18 protein-coding genes are annotated in these 18,189 nt (G+C 63.8%); 10 read left to right on the forward strand and 8 right to left on the reverse strand.

The features are described from left to right. Positions 1-48: 48 nt before the first annotated feature. From QM806_RS32785 to QM806_RS32800, 4 genes are read right to left on the reverse strand one after another with little or no spacing between them, the layout of a single operon-like run. A complete protein-coding gene (locus QM806_RS32785; RefSeq protein WP_005256007.1) occupies positions 49-864 on the reverse strand; it encodes an ABC transporter permease in 816 nt (271 codons plus the stop codon). Further along, entirely contained in the window at positions 861-1,670 is an 810-nt protein-coding gene (locus tag QM806_RS32790) for an ABC transporter permease (RefSeq protein ID WP_240482956.1), read from the reverse strand. Before QM806_RS32790 ends, QM806_RS32785 begins: the two co-directional genes overlap by 4 nt. Then, positions 1,667-2,479, reverse strand: a complete 813-nt coding sequence (locus tag QM806_RS32795) for an ABC transporter ATP-binding protein (RefSeq protein WP_005256009.1) — start codon at positions 2,477-2,479, stop codon at positions 1,667-1,669. Before QM806_RS32795 ends, QM806_RS32790 begins: the two co-directional genes overlap by 4 nt. 14 nt (positions 2,480-2,493) lie before the next feature. Further along, positions 2,494-3,333 carry an ABC transporter substrate-binding protein gene (locus QM806_RS32800; protein ID WP_005256010.1) on the reverse strand — a complete coding sequence of 280 codons (840 nt, stop codon included), beginning with the start codon at positions 3,331-3,333 and terminating at the stop codon, positions 2,494-2,496. 423 nt (positions 3,334-3,756) lie between these two features. On the opposite strand from QM806_RS32800, the gene QM806_RS32805 reads away from it, so the two are divergent. Further along, on the forward strand, positions 3,757-3,909 hold the full coding sequence (locus QM806_RS32805; protein ID WP_283294090.1) for a hypothetical protein: 153 nt from the start codon (positions 3,757-3,759) through the stop codon (positions 3,907-3,909). Between the two features lie 218 nt (positions 3,910-4,127). Here the strand turns inward: QM806_RS32805 and QM806_RS32810 are convergent, their stop codons facing one another. Next, positions 4,128-4,934, reverse strand: coding sequence for an IclR family transcriptional regulator (locus tag QM806_RS32810; protein ID WP_241769537.1), 807 nt, complete (start codon positions 4,932-4,934; stop codon positions 4,128-4,130). Positions 4,935-5,026: 92 nt separating this feature from the next. On the opposite strand from QM806_RS32810, the gene QM806_RS32815 reads away from it, so the two are divergent. From QM806_RS32815 to QM806_RS32840, 6 genes are all read left to right on the forward strand, one after another. Beyond that, a complete protein-coding gene (locus QM806_RS32815; protein ID WP_005256012.1) occupies positions 5,027-6,292 on the forward strand; it encodes an aromatic ring-hydroxylating dioxygenase subunit alpha in 1,266 nt (421 codons plus the stop codon). Next, on the forward strand, positions 6,289-6,759 hold the full coding sequence (locus QM806_RS32820) for an aromatic-ring-hydroxylating dioxygenase subunit beta (protein WP_005256013.1): 471 nt from the start codon (positions 6,289-6,291) through the stop codon (positions 6,757-6,759). Before QM806_RS32815 ends, QM806_RS32820 begins: the two co-directional genes overlap by 4 nt. Continuing rightward, entirely contained in the window at positions 6,756-7,772 is a 1,017-nt protein-coding gene (locus tag QM806_RS32825; protein ID WP_005256014.1) for a PdxA family dehydrogenase, read from the forward strand. Before QM806_RS32820 ends, QM806_RS32825 begins: the two co-directional genes overlap by 4 nt. Continuing rightward, positions 7,769-8,779 (forward strand): 2Fe-2S iron-sulfur cluster-binding protein, encoded by a 1,011-nt coding sequence (locus QM806_RS32830; protein ID WP_043789745.1) that lies wholly within the window; start codon positions 7,769-7,771, stop codon positions 8,777-8,779. Before QM806_RS32825 ends, QM806_RS32830 begins: the two co-directional genes overlap by 4 nt. A gap of 132 nt (positions 8,780-8,911) precedes the next feature. After that, a complete protein-coding gene (locus QM806_RS32835; protein WP_231137766.1) occupies positions 8,912-10,216 on the forward strand; it encodes an MFS transporter in 1,305 nt (434 codons plus the stop codon). A gap of 679 nt (positions 10,217-10,895) precedes the next feature. Continuing rightward, the gene (locus tag QM806_RS32840) at positions 10,896-11,117 is read left to right on the forward strand and encodes a hypothetical protein (protein WP_005566448.1); all 222 of its coding nucleotides are present in this window, start codon (positions 10,896-10,898) and stop codon (positions 11,115-11,117) included. Positions 11,118-11,195: 78 nt separating this feature from the next. Here QM806_RS32840 and QM806_RS32845 read toward each other — a convergent pair whose 3' ends face one another. The 3 genes from QM806_RS32845 to QM806_RS32855 all read right to left on the reverse strand — a co-directional run bounded on the left by QM806_RS32845 (position 11,196) and on the right by QM806_RS32855 (position 14,474). Beyond that, entirely contained in the window at positions 11,196-11,939 is a 744-nt protein-coding gene (locus tag QM806_RS32845) for a carboxymuconolactone decarboxylase family protein (RefSeq protein WP_054247903.1), read from the reverse strand. Between the two features lie 232 nt (positions 11,940-12,171). After that, positions 12,172-13,239 (reverse strand): hypothetical protein, encoded by a 1,068-nt coding sequence (locus tag QM806_RS32850; RefSeq protein ID WP_283294095.1) that lies wholly within the window; start codon positions 13,237-13,239, stop codon positions 12,172-12,174. Positions 13,240-13,457: 218 nt separating this feature from the next. After that, positions 13,458-14,474, reverse strand: a complete 1,017-nt coding sequence (locus QM806_RS32855; RefSeq protein ID WP_005259179.1) for a S1C family serine protease — start codon at positions 14,472-14,474, stop codon at positions 13,458-13,460. Positions 14,475-15,267: 793 nt separating this feature from the next. Here QM806_RS32855 and QM806_RS32860 point away from each other — a divergent pair. Genes QM806_RS32860 through QM806_RS32870 form a run of 3 tightly spaced genes read left to right on the forward strand, consistent with a single transcriptional unit; the run spans position 15,268 to position 18,188 of the window. Beyond that, on the forward strand, positions 15,268-15,771 hold the full coding sequence (locus tag QM806_RS32860; RefSeq protein WP_283294116.1) for a YflT domain-containing protein: 504 nt from the start codon (positions 15,268-15,270) through the stop codon (positions 15,769-15,771). 3 nt (positions 15,772-15,774) lie between these two features. After that, positions 15,775-17,655, forward strand: coding sequence for a molecular chaperone DnaK (gene dnaK, locus QM806_RS32865; RefSeq protein WP_167116028.1), 1,881 nt, complete (start codon positions 15,775-15,777; stop codon positions 17,653-17,655). 8 nt (positions 17,656-17,663) lie between these two features. After that, positions 17,664-18,188, forward strand: coding sequence for a nucleotide exchange factor GrpE (locus QM806_RS32870; protein WP_283294099.1), 525 nt, complete (start codon positions 17,664-17,666; stop codon positions 18,186-18,188). Position 18,189 lies beyond the last annotated feature (1 nt).

Here is an 18,189-nt window from a genome sequence, read left to right on the forward strand (position 1 = left end):
CATGGGCCGGAAAGGCCCACTGCCGATTCGGATAGTTGCGTGCGGCGATCAGTTGACCGCGTCGGTGATCTTCCGTTCGATGGCCCACAGGGCGATGTTGCCCACCAGCGCCATCGAGACCAGCAGCATGATCACTCCGTACATCGTCGGTAGATCCAACTTGCCGTACGCAAGCATCGCCATCTGCCCCAATCCTGCTCTGGTGGCGAAGAACTCGGCGATCAGTACATTGATGAAGGCAATGCTGAAGCCGATTCGGATACCGACCATGAGAGAGGGCGCCATCGCGGGCACCACGATTTTGCTCATTGTCTGAAGCGGACTTGCACCGGTGGCCCGGCCGAGTTTGAGCAGGATGGGGTTGATGGCGCGTACTCCCGCCGCCGTCGAGACGATGATGGGGAACACCGCGGCCAATGCGGCCATTGCCGACTGTGCTCCGAGTCCCAGGCCGAAGATCTGCAGCAGGATCGGAAAGAAGATTACGCGTGGTATGGCGAAGGCACCCGCGATGATCGGATCGAACACATCACCGAGAAACTTGCTTCGCCCGATGATGTATCCGGTCGGGAAGCCCACCGCTGTTGCGACGACGAATCCGAGTCCGACAGCACTCATCGTGGCGTTGAGATTCCTGTAGATGGAACCGTCTGCGAACAGTCCCCATACCGCCGACATCGACGCGCCCGGGGACGGCACAAGTTCGCTGGTCGCTGCAATAAGCGCCCAGACACCGATCAACCCAATGACGATGAGTATTCGCAGGAGGTTGTCGGCCCACCGCTGTGACAGGCGGAACCGCTGTTCCGTATTCTGTTTGCCTGCTTCGCCTTCGGTTCCGGCGCTGAGCGTGGTGGCGTTCACAACATGTCCCTTCGAATGACTCGTTCAGCTAGGCCGAGTGCACTGTTCACTGCGATGCTGAAGACCACGACAATGGCAATGTAGGCCCACATGTCCGCGACGTAGAGTTCGCGGTACATAAAGCCCGCACGAAACCCCAGGCCTTTCGACGCCAGAATGAACTCCATCGCGATGGTGCCGATGACTGCGTAGATGAATCCGAGCTTGATCCCGGGAAAGATGAGCGGCGTGGCGGCCGGGAACAGCACCTTGAAGTATTGCTGCCGGCGCGAGGCATCGACCGATCGCGCCAGTTTGTGCAGCACCGGTTTGACGTCTCCGAGCGCCACCATCGTGGTCAGCGCTATTGGAATGAGGGCCATCGTGCTCGCGATGACGATGATTGGTCCCGCGTTGAGTCCGAGCACCGCGACCAGAATCGGGTAGAACAGCAATGTCGGCATCGCGTACCCGGTGACGATGAATGGTTCGAGGACTCGACCGATGACCCGGACCCTCCAGAGCAATACCCCCAGGGGCACCCCGCCGAGCACGCCCAGTGCGAACGCCGCAAGTATGGTCACGCTCGTCCGCGTCAGATCGGTGACGAAGTGGGTGCTCGGGATGATTGCCGCGACGTGGGCGAGTATCTCGGACGGCGCGACCATCTGATTGCGGTCGATCCAGCCGGTTCGCGTTGCCGCCTCGAGCAACAACACAAGAGCAACCAGCATCGTCCAACGTACGACGCGTGCCCGATGTTTCGCTCGTCGGAATCCAGACCTTGGCGTTTCGTGGAGGGCCGCCTGCGGCGAGGTCACAGTCATGTGGCATCCGTCCCGTGCCCCAGTGTCTTAGCGGCCTCTTCCTTGATGATCGACCACAGGTGATCCTCGAGTTCCTTGAATCTGGCCATGGCGTGTGTGCCGCTCGGGCGTGGACGGGGTAGCCCGACGTCGATCACCTCTCGGACCACCGATGGACGTGCCGACATCACCCAGATCTGATCCGACAGATAGATCGCCTCTTGGATGTCGTGGGTAACGAAGAGTACCCGATTGTGGGTCTGCTCCCAGATCTTCAAGAGCTCGCGCCCGATGAACTGTCGCGTCTGCTGATCCAGAGCGCCGAACGGTTCGTCCATCAGCAGAATTCGAGGATCCGTGGCGAGTGCACGGGCGATCGCCACGCGTTGACGCATACCTCCGGAAAGCTGCCCGGGCCGGTGCTTCTCGAAACCCTTCAAGCCGACCAGTTCGATCATCGCACGCGCTTTTTCCAGGCGCTCGTCCTTGTCGACGTGCTTGATTTCCAACCCGAAAGCCACATTGTCGAGAACACTTCGCCAGTGCAGGGTCGAGTCTTCCTGAAACACCATGGCGGTGTCCTTACGGGGCCCTGTGACAATCTCCCCATCGATGGTCACCCGTCCATGCGAGGGAACAAGTAAGCCACAGGCCATGTCCAGCAAGGTGCTCTTTCCGCATCCACTCGGACCGATGACCGATACGAACTGGCCCTCCGCGATCGATGCCGTGACGTTACGCACGGCCTCGGTCCGCCCGGTGTCGGAATCGAAAGTCATACCGATACCGTCGAAAGAGACGTTCTTCGATTCGACTTGTGTAGTGGTCATGTTCTCTTCCCGCCTTATAGTTCGACTACAACTGCGTCAATATCGACCTTGCCGCCGAGTCGTCCGGCCTCGACGCCCGAGGCCACGACCGCTTCGAGTTGCGGGCGCGCGAAGTCGAGACTGAAGAAACCTCGCGAATTCTCCAACGCCGCCAGGGCGATCTCGGGCTTGTACTTGATTGCGCGGCCATAGATTTCGGCCGCCCGCTCGAGATCCGTATCGATCATCTCGATACCGCGACCCACGGCACGCATCCACCCCGCCAAGACGTCCCGATTCTTTTCGATGAACGGGGTGGTGGCACATAGGCAGGTGTCCGACCAGTCCTGGACGTAGTCCCGGGATCGCCAGATCACCTTCGCGCCGGTTTCGGCGATGATGCGCTCGGACAGCGGGGACGCAGTCCACGCGACATCGACAACGCCCTGGGAGGCGACGGTCCACGAATCGCTCGCGGATCCGACGCTGAGCAACTCGACGTCGACGCCGGGTGTCAAACCCGCCAATCGAAGCGTCTTCTCGGCGAAGTCGGTCGAGTTCGATCCCGGGCTGCTCACACCGATGGTGCGGCCCCGAACATCTTCGATCGTGTTGATCGGGGAGTCAGCGGGGGCGATGAAGTCCACAGATGCCGCGGTGTAGACGTTCCCGAACGCCTTGACGTCGAGTCCGCGCTCCACGGCGATGAACACCGGAATCGTCGCCGAAGTGCCGAATCCGATCCCGGAGCCGATTCCCCGCACGGTGTCCAGCCCACCCGGGAACTGAACGTTCTCCAGCGCCAGCATCTCTTCTTCGTAGTAGCCCTCGGACGCTGCGATCAGAAACGGGGCCGAATGGATCAGGCTCGCCAACCCCGTGATGGCGACGTCACCTCGGTAGACGCCGTCCCTACCTCGGGACTGGGTAGCACACCCTGCGCCGGCTCCCACAGCAAGGAAACCCCCCAGAGCCGCCGTCACTCTCATGAAATCCCGCCGACTCAGCGAACTACTGCCCATATCGACCCGATTCCTTCTGTAGTCCCGTCACACCTGGCCCCGAAAGTGAAGCACATCACGTGACTGTTGTACAGAAGCTAACTCTGGTCTGCAGAGAGACGGTGTGCGGGTGTCCCCAAATGCCACACTGCACCGTGGGTGCGCAGAACCTCGCGCTTTCACGATGATTGAGCGGAAGTCCACCCCTGCGACACAACCCCGTTCCCAGCCAGACCCAACGGGTCACGGCTCCATCCCCGAGGTCTGGTGGCGGAAAGGCTGACCTTGGTGTTCCTGATGACGTCGGCCGACTCGATGTACCTGATCGGCAAGTCCCGCGAACATCCGAAGCACGTGGGGTCCTGGCGCTGCTCGGTCTCCCGGTTCCGATCACCGTCGATCATCGCACTCGGCTCCGTCGTGTCGCCTCCGTACCCGCACAGGTCCTGAAAGGCTCGGCCCTCCTGTGCGCGCTCATGGCCGCGTCGCTATTGCCCGCGTCGGTTTCGCCGCCCTCATGACCTCATCGGCCACGACAGACAATGACTCCAGCACAACCGGAAGTCACCTCCCGCAGGGGAGCCCCGCATGCGTCGACACAGACACGCTGGGAGCGTCGCACGCTTCTCCGTAACGCGGGGGGTGTGAGTTGCAGTCTGGGTGGGATCTCACAGAAGCCGGCCGAGTCTTGCTGCGTATTTGTTCAGTACGGGCACGGCTGCCTCACGGATGTCGTGCAGGGTGGTTCTGGCTGTGGACGTACTGACACTCATTGCCGCCACGGTTTCGCCCCGGGCAGTCCGGACCGGTACGGCTATCGACAGCATGCCGAGTTCGATTTCTTCGTCGGTGCAGGCCACGCCGCTCTCCCTCGCCGTCAGGATTCGCTCGCTGATGGCATCGACATCGGTCAGCGTCTTGGGTGTGCGGGGCTGCGGGTGGCATTCTCGGAGGTAGTCGTCGAGTTGCGTATCGGGGAGTCCGGCCAGCAGTACTCGACCGGTCGCGGAGCTGTGGGCGGGCAGTTTGGCGCCGACCCGGACTCCGGTCGCGACGATCCGTGCGGCCTCGGCGCGGGCGACGAACAGGGACCACCCGTCTTCGAGAACCGCGAGCGACACCGACTCGCCCAGCGCATCGCGGGCCTCGGCCAACTGCGGCTGGGCAAGTTGCGGCAGTGGCGCGGTGTCCAGATAGGCGCCGCCGAGCCGAAGCATCCTGGGTGTCGGTCGGAAGTTTCCGTTGTCGTGGGTCAGGTAACCGAGCTCGACGAGAGTGAGCAGGCAGCGGCGCGCCGCGGCGCGGGAGGTGTTCGTCCGCTGAGCGGCGTCGGTGACGGTCAGTTGCGGGTGGCGGATGCCGAAGGCCTCGATGACCGCCAGGCCCTTCGCCAGTCCGGCCATTCCCTCGGGAGCGCGGGCAGCACCCTTGACACTTCCCTTATCGTCCGGCTTAATTGTTCGAGAATTGCTCATTTGTTCGTTATACGAACAGCCACGGGGCTTGTCAAGTCCCGGCGAGCGAGTTCTCTGATGTCCCGACTGGTTGTCCAGACTGAGGAGAAATTATGGAAAGCAGCGTTGTCCACACGGTCCGCGAGACCACGGCGGATTGGACTGACGACCTCACCCGGGTGCCGTATCGGGTGTTCCAGGGCGAGGACATCTACGCAGCCGAGCAGACCAAGTTGTTCCATGGCCCGTATTGGAGCTACCTGTGCCTGGAGGCGGAGGTAGCCGGCCCGGGAGACTACTGCTCCACCTTCGTCGGCGAGACGCCGGTGATCGTGGCGCGTGATCGCGACGGTGAGCTCTACGGCTTCGAGAACCGGTGCGCCCATCGCGGCGCCCTGCTGGCGCTGGACGACCGCGGAAACACGAAGGACTTTACGTGCGTCTACCACGCGTGGAGCTACAACCTGCAGGGCGATCTGACCGGCGTTGCGTTCAAAGATGGGGTCAAGGGCGAAGGGGGAATGCCTGATTCGTTCTGTATGGAGGACCACGGACCGCGCAAGATGCGCATCGCCGTCCTCTACGGTCTGGTCTTCGGGAGTTTTTCCGATGACGTGCCCGACATCGAAGACTATCTCGGCGAAGAGATCACGAGTCGGATCGCCCGTGTCCTCGGTGGACGCACCCCCGAGATCATCGGACGCTTCACACAGATCCTTCCCAATAACTGGAAGCTGTACGTAGAGAACGTCAAGGACTCCTACCACGCCAGCATCCTGCACCTGTTCTTCACGACCTTCGAGCTCAACCGACTGTCGCAGCGCGGTGGGATCATCGTCGACGAGAGCGGCGGCCACCACGTCAGTTACTCGGCGATCGACCGAGACGCCGAGAAGGACGTCGCGTACTCGGATCAGAACATCCGGTCCGAAAGCGCCTACAAACTGGCCGATCCAACGTTGCTCGAGGGGTTCAGCGAGGTCGGTGACGATACGACGCTGCAGATCCTCTCCGTCTTCCCGGGCTTCGTGCTGCAGCAGATCCAGAACTCCGTGGCTGTGCGCCAGATCCTGCCGACCGGGGTCGAACGAACACGGCTGAACTGGACGTACCTCGGCTTCGAAGAAGACACTCCCGAGCAGCGGGAAGTACGACTCAAGCAGGCCAACCTCGTGGGCCCCGCAGGCTACATCTCGATGGAGGACGGCTGCGTCGGAGGCTTCGTGCAACGCGGAATCACAGGTGCGGCAAGCCAGTCCGCCGTGCTCGAAATGGGAGGCTGTCTCGCCGAATCCAGCGAAAGCCGTGTCACCGAAGCATCGGTCCGCGGCTTCTGGAAGGCATACCGGGCCGCGATGAACCGACAGGAAGAGGCATGAGCGTGAACGACTTCCAGCGAATCGGCCGTGTGCAGGCCGACTACTCCCGCTGCATCGACGAGGGGCCGCTCGAGCAGTGGCCGGACTTCTTCGTCGAAAACTGCATGTACCGGATCACCACCGCACAGAACTACAGCGAAGGCCTGCCCGCCGGACTGGTGTGGGCCAACACTCGCCGGATGCTGGTCGACCGCGTATCGGCGCTGCGTGAAGCCAACATCTACGAGCAACACACCTACCGTCACATCCTGGGCCAGCCCTCAGTCCTGGAAGAGAACGGTGACGGTATCCATGCCGAGACCAGCTTCCTGGTGGTACGGGTGATGCGTGACGGCCAATCCGACATCTTCGCCAGCGGGCGGTATGTCGACCGCTACGTCGACGTGGACGATCAGTTGAAGATTGCCGAACGAGTCGTGGTGTGCGACAGCACCAACATCGATACCCTGTTGGCGCTCCCGCTATGAGTGGGTCCCCTCCGCGGGTCTTGCTCACGATCGGCGATCCGAATGGAATCGGCCCCGAGCTCGCGGTGAAGGCCGTCATGGCAGCGCAGGAGCATCCCGCATTCAATCCGGTCCTGGTGGGCGATCGATGTGTCGTCGAGCCGCTCGCCCGCTGGGCAGGCATGACGGTCCGCGAGACAGCCGACGGCTTGGCCACGCCCGTGACCGATGTCGTCGACCTGCTTCCGGTGCACTCGCTGCCCGCTGGGGCTTTCGCACCGGGCCGGGTGACAGCAGAGGCTGGGAAGGCGACGGTGGCGTATCTGGAACGGGCGGTGCGATGTCTGCAGGGCGGCGGAGCCTGCGGCATCGTCGCATGCCCGCACTCGGAAACCGCGGTCAACGCCGCCGGCATCTCCTTCGACGGATATCCGAGCTTGCTGGCCGAACTCGTCGGCGCGCGGCCCGATCAGGTGTTCTTGATGTTGATCGGTGCCGGTTTGCGCATCGTGCACGCAACGTTGCACGAATCGCTGCGGGATGCGCTTCGGCGCCTCACGCCCGAGCTGGTGCACGGGGCGGCACGTGCCGCGGTGGAGACGTTACAGGCGCAGGGCATCCCGTCCCCGCGCATCGGCGTCTTCGGCATCAATCCACACGCCGGCGAGGGCGGTTTGTTCGGTGACGAGGACCTGCGGGTGACAGCGCCAGCGGTGGAGCGGCTGCGCGCCGCAGGGATTGACGCCTCGGGACCGGTCGGGGCCGACCTCATGCTGGCAGACCCAGGCTTCGACGCGTTCGTCGCCATGTACCACGATCAGGGCCATATTCCCGTCAAACTCCTCGCTGGGCGCAGCGCAGCCGCGATGACAATCGGCGCCGGAGTGCGGTTCTCCAGTGTCGGCCACGGCGCGGGGTTCGACATTGCCGGCAAGGGCACAGCCGACCCGGATGCGGTAGTCGGGGCGCTGCGACTCGTCGGCGCCGCCGAAACCCACATGTCGGCACCCGGCACCTTTGGAGCTACCTCATGACCTACACAGTAACTGTCACCGGAACGGACATTAGCTTTCCGTGCGAGCCCGATGAGAGCGTGCTCGACGCGGCGGAACGTTCCGGATACGCGATCCCGTACTCGTGCCGCAAAGGCGTGTGCTCGAGTTGCGAAGGCGCACTCGATGCCGGCTGCCTCGATGTGCGCGGCTGGGGGATGTCGCAAGGCCCTCAGAGCGGAGTGCTGTTCTGCCAGGCCCGGCCGAGCACCGACACCTCGATCACGCCCAAGCGGATCACCAAGCAGGACAGGGTGATACGCAAGACCCTGACCGCAAAGGTCCATCGGATCACCCGTCCGTCGCCCGATGTCACGGTGGTGCAGCTGCGTCTCCCCACCGGGGTGCGTGCGAAGTTCGCTGCCGGGCAGTACCTGAAAGTCTTTCTCGACGACGGTGACAGCCGGAATTATTCGATGGCGAATCCGCCGCATGAGAACGACGGAGTGCAGCTTCACATTCGTCGGGTGCAGGGTGGACGCTTCTCCGATGAGGTGCTCGGCGGGCTCGAAAAGGGAACCAGACTGAGGATCGAGCTGCCCTACGGCGAGTTCTCACTGAACCCCGACTCGGACAGGCCGGTCATCTTCGTCGCCAGTGGCACCGGCTTCGCCCCGGTCAAATCGATCATCGAGGACCACCTCAAACGTGGTGGAGAACGGTCCGTGCACCTCTACTGGGGCGCACGAGGACAGGGCGACATCTACCTACCCGAGTTGCCCGAGAAGTGGGCCTCGGATCCGGGTCGTGTCTCATTCACTCCCGTCCTGTCACATCCCGCGGAGGACTGGACCGGACGCACCGGGCTCGTTCATCGAGCGGTGCTCGAGGACTACGCGAACCTCAGCGACCACGAGGTCTATGCATGCGGAAGCCCCGCAATGACCTCGGCGGCACGCGAGGATTTTGTCCACGAGGCCGGTTTGGCGCCAGACAATTTCTATTGCGACGCCTTCGTACCGTCGGGCGAGCCCGTTGTCACCGCGTGATCCGCTACCACGACCACATCATCCGGGAAACCGGGCATCAGATAATGTGAGGCAATCATGTCCTTAGCACCATCGCGCGTGAAAATGCCGGATTTCATCGATTCGCGGCCAGTGAGTCGATACCAGTACATCGTGATCGCTTTGTGTGGGGTGGTCATGTTCATCGACGGCTTCGACACTCAGAGCATCAGCTACATGGCGCCCCACATCGCCGAGGAGTGGGGCCTGTCGAAACAGGTGCTCGGGCCCATCTTCTCCGCCGCTCTCGCCGGTCTCATGGTCGGCTATCTGGCGCTCTCGCCGCTGTCCGAGCGGTTCGGCCACCGCCGGATGATCCTCACGAGCACGGTCATCTTCGCCCTCGGCACGTTGGCGGCGGCCTGGTCACAGAACGTCACCGAACTGATGGCGTTGCGCTTCATCACCGGAATGGGGCTCGGTGCCGCCGCGCCGAGTGCCATCGCACTGACGGGCGAATTCAGCCCCAAGCGTCTTCGGGCAACCTTCGTCCTGGTGATCTATTGCGGCTTCTCCCTCGGATTCGTCGCGGCAGGGCTGGTCTCCGGTTGGCTGATCCCGATCCTCGGCTGGCGGTCGGTACTCGTCGTCGGCGCAGTAGCACCGCTGCTCCTGCTCCCGGCGTTGCTGCGCTACCTGCCGGACTCACTCACCTCAATGATCAACAGAGGCGCGGAGCCCAACAGAATCCAGGCGATCTTCCGCAAAATGGATCCCGCCCTCGCCGTCGGCCCCGACATCACCTACGAGGCCGAGAAGCGGACCGACGGACAACGCACTGCACTGAGGAGCCTGTTCACCCGTGACCGGGTCTTGGGAACCCTGCTGCTGTGGCTGGTCTTCGTCATCAACCTCGGCGAGTTCTACGCGCTGCAGAGCTGGCTACCGTCGATCATGACGAGCCTGGACTACGACATGGGTACGGTGGTCACCGCCACCACCCTCACGACTGTCGGCGGCATCGCCGCTGCATTTGTCACCGGGCCCTGTATGGACCGACTCGGCGCGTACGTCACCCTCGGAACCGTTTATGTCGTCGGATTCGCATTCGTTGCGCTGACCGGTGTCGCCTTTACGGCGCCGTTGTGGGTCCTATTGACGGCCAATTTTTTTGCGGGGGTCTGCATCAGCGGTGGGCAGAAGAGCCTCATCGCGCTGTCCGCGGTGTTCTATCCGACATCGATGCGGTCCACCGGGGTTGGATGGGCGTTGGGTGTTGGCCGCCTCGGCGGCATCGTCGGGCCGATCGCTGTCGGAGCGGCACTCGGCATGGGCTGGTCTGCCAGTGCAGTCTTCTACGCAATGTCAGTCCCAATGCTCGTCGCCGGAGCTGCGGTCTTCCTCCTCGGCCGCTGGGTCCGAAGCGACAATCACCCCGATCGCAAGTCGGCAGAAAGTCATTCGCTCGCCCGCAAGTAGTGTGGATCGGCAACACCGGCCGGGTGATCTCAAGGCCTGCGATCTCCAGCTGGGTCGGCTACCACGACCGCGGTGCACAGGCAACGCGCTGCCACCCCGCCTGGGCGATGTCACCCCCTTCGTGATCTCGCGGCCGTCCAGTTCGAGACCGAGCTCGCCGAACCGTGGGACGGCGGTACCGTGGATACCGAGGTCATTCTGGGCCGAAAACCAAGGCCCGGCCTCGGCGTCGAACCTCGGATTTCGCGTTCCCCGCCACACCCCAAGGGCGAAGATCTGCAAACTGTTCGGCCGCCCGGCCTGGACGGCACCCGGCGCTGTTCCAGGCCCTCGACGGCCCGAGTTCTGGTGGGTCATCGGAAAAGTGCACGACGTCAACCTTTTAAGAACGTGGAGTCGGCGGACGAACTCCATGGAACCCGCAATTCGTCAAGTCAAATGAGCACCCAGTTCCGTTCCCGGGACGCCTCGCAGGCCTGAAAATGGGGTCGGGTCGCCTGCCGACGCCGACGTATTCTTGGGAGTGTAAGCCCGTAAATAAGCCTGGGGCCGGGGCCCGACCTTGGAAAGGTCATGCACTGTTGCTTCGAGCACGCCGGTCAGAATTTCGGATTCCCTCGACCGAGGCCCCAGGCGGCCCGCCCGTGGAGAGTGCCGACGCGACTGGAGGACAAACAAAGTGAAGCCGGAACCGGAAGAGATTCCCGACGACGATCACGAGTTGGTGATCGATCGGGTTGCTGCGATCGATGTGGCCAAGGCGGCGGGCACGGTGTGTGCCCGAGTGCCGCGGCCGGGCCGGGCAGGCCGGCGGGTCAGCCGGGTGTGGGACGTGACTGCCACCACCGCCGCGGTCACCGAACTGGCCGACAACCTGGTCGGCGACGAGATTCAGAGATAGAGCCCCGGGGAGTGGTGTAAATCCTTGAGCGCGTTGCTCTGCGAGTGCGGTGATCAAACTGTAAGGGCGGTCGCCCCGTCACTCGAACAATTCGGGTATGCGCGTCATTGTCTCGAAATACGGATCCGCACCGGTGAACGTGGCTATCTCGATAGCCGACAGGATCTCCTCCACGCTGGCACCTGCATCCAGCGCGGCCCGCGTATGGATCTGCACGCCTGGGACGTATAGGTGTGTGACCACGCAAGAATTGGCAATGTAGATCAATTCACGCAACTTCACTGGCAGCGAACCGAATTGGGCCCCGACGGTGGAGAAGTTCATGTAGGCCTCGAACATGTCCGGGTCGAGCGCCAAGACATCGTCCCATCTCTTGTGCCAGTACCCGCGCTTCTGTTCGAAATCCGCACGCAGGTTCCGCTGTCGGTCGCTCAGCCCGAATGGAGGACGAATCCCCCGTTCGGACAGAACTTCTGCAACGGCCGGCGCCCCGATCGACAGCGCATGGATACTCATGATGCTGACCAGCTGCAATACGTCACGGACTTCGGCTCGACTCGCGCCGAGGTCGAGAGCCGCCCGCACATATGCACGCAGTCGCGGCCAATTCGTGCTGGCAGCGTTGCCTACGACAGCGACCCCAATCAGCGCTTGTTCGATAGGGGTGAGCGCCCCACGTGATCGGGGGACGTCGACCATAGCGCCAAATCTGTCGAAGAACTCTGGGGAATCGTGGTACTCGGCGTCGAGCGTGTCGTTCCAATCATCGAGGTGACCGGATAGAGCCTGCACGGGGGCCAAATTCTCCTTGGAAATTGTCATCGGCAAGCCTGCTCAGAGCAGCTACGATCGTCCTCGGCCTTCTCGCGCAATCCCGTGCCGCGGTGTACCTCAGTGCCGTTTGGGGGCTGGCCTTCGGCGGGGCTGCCAGCCTGCTGCAGCCCGCTACGCCTTCCCGCCTTGCACACCCATGACGGATGCTGACCACAAGGCTCACTGGACGCCGGGTTGTACGCTTCGCGGGCCGCGATCATCGCGCCTCGTTCGACGGTTGTCACGTCTCCTCGATGCGTTGCCGCTGCCGGACCCCGTACGCCGCCTCCTTGACGGCGGCGTCGTCCTCGAGACCCGACCCGAGGGCCCCACCGATGGTTGCGATGGACGCCAGCAGCCAGGTGAGCGTGAGGTAGTCGGAGAAGTTCACCGCGCGCCCGAGAACGGGGGACAGCAGTTCCGGGGGAAGAGCGAGGCACGTGGTGAACAGGAGCAGCCAGAACAGGGCCACGTGGAGGATGACGACGCCGATGACCAGGGTGGCCACGGTCGCGGTGTTGTACAGCACCGATCGATCGCGTTCCGTCGGCGACTTCGGCCGCTCCCACAGTTCGTGATCGAGGATCAGCCAGAGAATCATCGCTACGATCGACAGGATCGTCGCCGCACTCATACGCCATGGACCCATCGTGTCGGCGAACAACCAGATCGTGTCGGTGGCCAGTGCGATCGCACCCGTGGCGAACGCGCCGACGAGGACCTTCGACAGTCCGGTGACCAGTCGCCACGGCCGGTTGGCCCGCACCATTCCCGACAGCAGCCGCAGCCGCCGCAGCCCCGAGGGCGCGAAGTACCGGATACCGTCCTTGATCTGCGCGGACCGGAACCGTCGCGCCGCGCCGGGGGGCATGAGTTCCGGTTCACCGAGGACGCAGGCGATCGCGAGTTCGGTGACGGTGCGGACGCGGCGCTCGATGTAGACGCCGCCCACCCCGGGGACGGAGATGAGCGCGAAGAGGTAGTCGGCGCTGACGTCGGCCACCACCGGCAGGGTGTCCTCGCGGCGTGGTAGATCGGTGAGGTACACGACGATGTCCTCCGCTTCGGAGGACGGATCGACTGTGTCGATGACATCTGCGAAGTCTGCTTGCTCGTCGGGGAGGTACGGTTTTCGGCGCACGCACGTCGTCCACCGACGCTCGGGGCGATCACGGCTCTGCAGGCGTTGCGGCAGGTACTCCGCGATACGTTCCGCGAGAGCCGCAGGCGTGCCCGGATCCGCGATGAACAGCACCGAGACCTGCTCACCGGCCGCACTGGATTGCACTCCCTGCAGGTGCTCGTTCACCGCCTTCGCGTACCCGCTCGGTCTGCCCCCAAACTCCAGCCAGTGCGTGCGAGTCCACTACAGCGCCGCCGCGGATCTCCGCCGCCTCTGTCCCGTAGACACCATGAGCGGCCGAGGATGCACCGTCGACACGACTACAATCGGCTAGCCAACGCAACGTGCCGGGCCGCAGCACCGATTCCGTCCACGCGCGTTTCGGTCGCTCTTGGAATCGTCGTTCAGCCGGCGGGGCGGTCTGTCACGGTAACCGAGATCTGCTGGGTCTCGCCGCCGCGGAGCACGGTCAGTTCGACTCGATCGCCTGGGTCGACGGCACGGATCGCCGCGATGAAGTCCTCCGCCGACTCGGTGTCGTGGCCGTTGACCGCGGTGATGACATCGCCCGGCCGGATACCCGCGGTCGCTGCCGGACCGAGCGGGACGACCTCGAGGACGACGACACCGCTGGTGCGGTCGACCGCCAGTTGTTCGGCGATCTGCGGGGTCAGTGTGCCGGGCTGAATGCCGACGTACGCATGCTGGGCGGTTCCCGAGGCCAGCAGCTGGTCCGCGATGTCGACGACATTCGCCGCGGGGATGGCGAAGCCCAGAGCCACCGCACCCGCCGACGGGGGAATGTAGGCCTGGCTCATCCCCACGACCCGCCCTTGTCCGTCGATCAGCGCACCCCCGGAGTTACCCGGCGAGATCGCGGCGTCGGTCTGAATCAGGTCGACCAGCGGCGCCCCGGTGGAGGCCGACCCAGGGATCTGACGGTGCAATCCTGAGATGATGCCCGAGGTGACCGTGGCCTCGAACCCCAGCGGACTACCCACGACTACGGCGAGCGCGCCAACCTCTGGCAGCGCTGTCTCGAACGTCGCCGCAGTCAGATCCGTGCGGTCCGCTTGAAGGACCGCGACGTCGGTCACGCGATCGACGGCCCGCACGTTCGCGGACACCTGTTGCCCGTCGGCGAAGGCCACACTCACCTGCCGGGCACCCTCGACCACGTGGGCGTTGGTGACGATGGTGCCGTCGGTCTTGTAGACGATGCCGCTGCCCACGCCGGACTCGGTGAGCACGGTGACGACCGAGGCCTCCACCTGCCGGACCAGTGCCGGCAGGTCTACGGCAGGCCCCGCTGAGGGCGTCGAGGTGGTGGGAGCCGAGGCGCCGCATCCTGCGAGGAGGAGGACCACGATCGCGACCAGCGGCACCCAGATCGAGGAACGTACGGTCGACGGCGCGCGCATCAGCGACCGGTCCCGTACGACATCGGTCTCCTGCATGCACCTACTGCGAGTGGGCCCACCCGATCAACATACTCCTGCTTGCTCCCGTGGTCGGCGACTCCCGACCCGCGTCACATACCCATGGAAAATCTACATCGACGATCACAGTGCGCGTGTCTCAACTGCTACGGCGACGAGTCGTATACTGTTGTACTACTTTCACTTTCAAACCAGCTCCCCGGTTTCCGCCCGATTCGGTTGCCGTACAGTGAAATCAGCGTTTAGTGGACTCCACCGGATGGGCTGATCCAACAGCTGGAAAGTAGATTTCGTCACTGGTTCGATTCTGCACCAGGGGATTAGGGTCCACCACCGAGGGCCGGCCTGATCCTCTACATGAGGATGAAGTAGCTGTTATTCCCAGCGCTCCCGCGACTGTACTGTCAGGGTGGAATCGACTTCCTGCTTTCGACCTGCGGGGCCCTAGGCACCCACCTCCTTCGGCTGCGAAGATTTCCTATCGGGAGTTCAACTCATGGAATTCCCGGAGTAGTGGCTGATGCCCGGAGTGCGCGTACCGGCCGCCTCGAGCGGGTTCCGGCGGACATCTATGCCCTGGGCGAGGTGTGGACGCCACTGTTTCCCGTTGTGTGGACGCCCGTAGGGCGAATCTTGATGACGCCCAGTGGCGGATGAGGAACTAACTCTCAGGCGGTTGAGCTTCCGTGAGCTCAAACGGTTGACCGATCGACCGAACGCCGAACTGGTACGCGCGGGCTCGGCGAATCCAAGTCATCGACGCCTAGGGGGCGTGATGTCAGAGTCCAGTGGCGGAACCTCCGCCGTAAGTCCACACCCACCTGCACGCCAGGTGATTGCGACATTCAACACCTATGCCGACGCCGAGAGCGCCGTCGACTACCTCTCCGACCAACATTTCGCGGTAGACAAACTCGCCATCGTCGGTCGCGATATCGAGCTGGTCGAACAGGTCCTCGGCCGATTGAATTACGCCTGGGCCGCTCTGCGCGGCGCCGCCGCGGGCGCGCTGACGGGTGCGCTGTTCGGCTGGATCTTCGGGTTACTCGATTGGGTCCAGCCGCTGCTCACGGGCCTCGCGCTCGCCTTCTACGGGTTGGTGTTCGGTGCCGTTGTCGGCGCTCTGCTCGGCCTGCTCATGTATGCGCTGCAGGGCGGCCGGCGCGACTTCACCTCAATCCAGTCATTACAACCACGTCACTACGAAGTCCTCGCCGATGTCGAGGTCGCGGACGAAGCCGTCCGCCTGCTCACCGGCCGGACCGATCGAAAGGAATGAGTCATGGCGACCGCTGTGGGGATAGACCTGGGCACCACCAACTCGGTCATCGCAAGCTGGCAAGGCGGCGAGCCGGTGGTGATCTCCAATGTCGAGGGAGCACGGACGACGCCGTCGGTGGTGGCGTTCACCGAGAGCGGCGAGCGCCTGGTGGGTCAGCTTGCCCGACGGCAGGCGATCTTGAATCCGAAGGGCACGATCTACTCGGCGAAACGCTTCATCGGACGTCATTACGACGAGATCTCCGAGGAGGCAAAAGCGGTCAGCTTCGACGTCGTGCCAGGTGACAACGGTGAGGCCCGATTCGACGTGCGGGGAAAGAAGTACGCGCCGGAGGAGATCAGCGCCCTCGTGCTGCGCAAGCTCGTCGACGACGCGAGCAAGTTCCTCGGTGAGAAGGTCAAGGAAGCGGTCATCACCGTTCCGGCCTACTTCAACGACGCGCAGCGCAACGCCACCAAGGACGCCGGCCGGATCGCAGGCCTCGAGGTTTTGCGGATCATCAACGAGCCGACCGCTGCGGCACTGGCGTACGGCATGGACAAGCAGACCCACGAAACCGTACTGGTCTTCGACCTCGGCGGCGGCACCTTCGATGTGAGCCTGCTCGACGTCGGCGAGGGAGTGGTCGAGGTTCGTTCCACGGCCGGCGACTCCCACCTCGGCGGCGACGACTTCGACCGACGCCTGGTGGACTACCTCGCCGACGAATTCCAGCGTGCGGAGAATATCGATCTGCGCAAGGATGCGCAGGCGTTGCAGCGCCTCTTCGAGGCCGCGGAGAAAGCCAAGGTCGAGTTGTCCTCGGTCACCCAGGCTCAGGTCAACTTGCCCTTCGTCACCGCAGACGCGAACGGTCCCAAGCACCTCACCACCACGATCATGCGATCGAAGTTCGAGGATCTGACGGCGGATCTGGTGGAACGCTGCCTCGACCCCGTGAAGCAGGCGATGAGTGACGCCAAGGTCACCGCCAACGACATCGACGAGGTGATCCTGGTCGGTGGTTCGACACGTATTCCGGCGGTGCAGGCGCTGGTTCGCCGGCTCACCGGCGGTAAGGACCCCCACATGGGCGTCAACCCGGACGAGGTCGTGGCGCTCGGTGCCGCAGTCCAGGCGGGCGTGCTCAAGGGCGAGGTCTCCGATGTGCTGTTACTCGATGTCACACCGCTGTCCCTCGGCGTCGAGACGCAGGGCGGGGTGATGACCAAGATCATCGAGCGCAACACGACGATCCCGGCCCGGCGCAGCGAAGTGTTCTCCACGGCGGAAGACAATCAGTCCGCCGTGGACGTCGTGGTGCTGCAGGGCGAACGCGAACGGGCCGCCGACAACCGGGTGCTCGGCCGGTTCAGGCTGGAAGACATCCGTCCCGCGCCACGCGGTGAGGCCCAAGTCGAAGTCACTTTCGATATCGACGCCAACGGCATCCTCAACGTCACCGCCCGCGACAAGGACACCGGCAAGGAGCAGAGCATCACGATCAGTGAGCAGGGCAACCTGGACCAGAGTGAGGTCGAACGCATGCTCGCCGAGGCCGAACAGAATCGGGGTGAGGACGAGGCGCTGCGCAAGGCGGTCGACGCACGCAACGCGCTCGATTCGGTTGCATATCAAGTGGAACGGCGACTCGCCGAACTCGGTGACAGTGCGCCACCGCACGACAAGGCGCGGGCCGAGATGCTGATCGCCGACGCCAGGAAGGCCGTGAAAGACGGTGCTTCACCCGCGGAGGTAGAGCCGCTCACCTCGGAGCTCCAGCAGTTGCTCTACGGGCTCGCGCCGGTCCAGGACGGCGGCGACGGACACCAGGCCGGCGACGCAGAGGCTGCGTCGTCGGATGACGACGACGTGATCGACGCCGAATTCGATCGAAGCTGAGGCACACGATGGAAAGGTCTGCAGATCATTCGACGACCGAGCCGGCTACCGACGGTACCGACGGGGATCAGACCGAGACGGCGCCCGATCGCACCGACACGGGGGCCGAGTTGGCTCAACTCGAGGACCGCTGGCGCAGGGCCCTCGCAGATCTGGACAACCTGCGCAAGCGGTATGCCAAGGATCTGGACCGTGAACGCGGCGCGGAGGTGGCGAAGGTTTCCGCGGCGTGGTTGCCGGTACTGGACAATTTGGAGCTTGCGCTGGCCCATGCGGGCAGCGATCCTCAGACCGTCGTCGAGGGTGTGAAGGCGATCCGGGATCAGGCGGTGCAGGTGCTGTCACGGTTCGGCTTCGAGCGCCACGACGAGGTCGGTGTGCCGTTCTCCCCGGAGCTCCACGAAGTGGTCAGTGTGGTGGCCCAACCCGACCTTCCCTCCGGGACCGTGATCGAGGTCTTGCGCCCGGGCTATGGAGAGAACGGGCGGCAGCTGCGACCCGCCGCGGTGGTCGTCAGCCGCCCCGAGGGGTGAG

Source organism: Rhodococcus sp. IEGM 1351 (assembly GCF_030056875.1).
GTDB lineage: Bacteria > Actinomycetota > Actinomycetes > Mycobacteriales > Mycobacteriaceae > Rhodococcus_F > Rhodococcus_F opacus.

Excerpts from the sequence above, each read along its gene's own strand:
- QM806_RS32855 (WP_005259179.1), bottom strand. The coding sequence starts at position 14,474 with ATGCGCGCGCCGTCGACCGTACGTTCCTCGATCTGGGTGCCGCTGGTC.
- QM806_RS32805 (WP_283294090.1), top strand. The coding sequence starts at position 3,757 with ATGACGTCGGCCGACTCGATGTACCTGATCGGCAAGTCCCGCGAACAT.
- QM806_RS32790 (WP_240482956.1), bottom strand. The coding sequence starts at position 1,670 with ATGACTGTGACCTCGCCGCAGGCGGCCCTCCACGAAACGCCAAGGTCT.
- QM806_RS32820 (WP_005256013.1), top strand. The coding sequence starts at position 6,289 with ATGAGCGTGAACGACTTCCAGCGAATCGGCCGTGTGCAGGCCGACTAC.
- QM806_RS32810 (WP_241769537.1), bottom strand. The coding sequence starts at position 4,934 with ATGAGCAATTCTCGAACAATTAAGCCGGACGATAAGGGAAGTGTCAAG.
- QM806_RS32860 (WP_283294116.1), top strand. The coding sequence starts at position 15,268 with ATGTCAGAGTCCAGTGGCGGAACCTCCGCCGTAAGTCCACACCCACCT.
- QM806_RS32870 (WP_283294099.1), top strand. The coding sequence starts at position 17,664 with ATGGAAAGGTCTGCAGATCATTCGACGACCGAGCCGGCTACCGACGGT.
- QM806_RS32845 (WP_054247903.1), bottom strand. The coding sequence starts at position 11,939 with ATGACAATTTCCAAGGAGAATTTGGCCCCCGTGCAGGCTCTATCCGGT.
- dnaK (WP_167116028.1), top strand. The coding sequence starts at position 15,775 with ATGGCGACCGCTGTGGGGATAGACCTGGGCACCACCAACTCGGTCATC.
- QM806_RS32825 (WP_005256014.1), top strand. The coding sequence starts at position 6,756 with ATGAGTGGGTCCCCTCCGCGGGTCTTGCTCACGATCGGCGATCCGAAT.
- QM806_RS32815 (WP_005256012.1), top strand. The coding sequence starts at position 5,027 with ATGGAAAGCAGCGTTGTCCACACGGTCCGCGAGACCACGGCGGATTGG.
- QM806_RS32830 (WP_043789745.1), top strand. The coding sequence starts at position 7,769 with ATGACCTACACAGTAACTGTCACCGGAACGGACATTAGCTTTCCGTGC.
- QM806_RS32795 (WP_005256009.1), bottom strand. The coding sequence starts at position 2,479 with ATGACCACTACACAAGTCGAATCGAAGAACGTCTCTTTCGACGGTATC.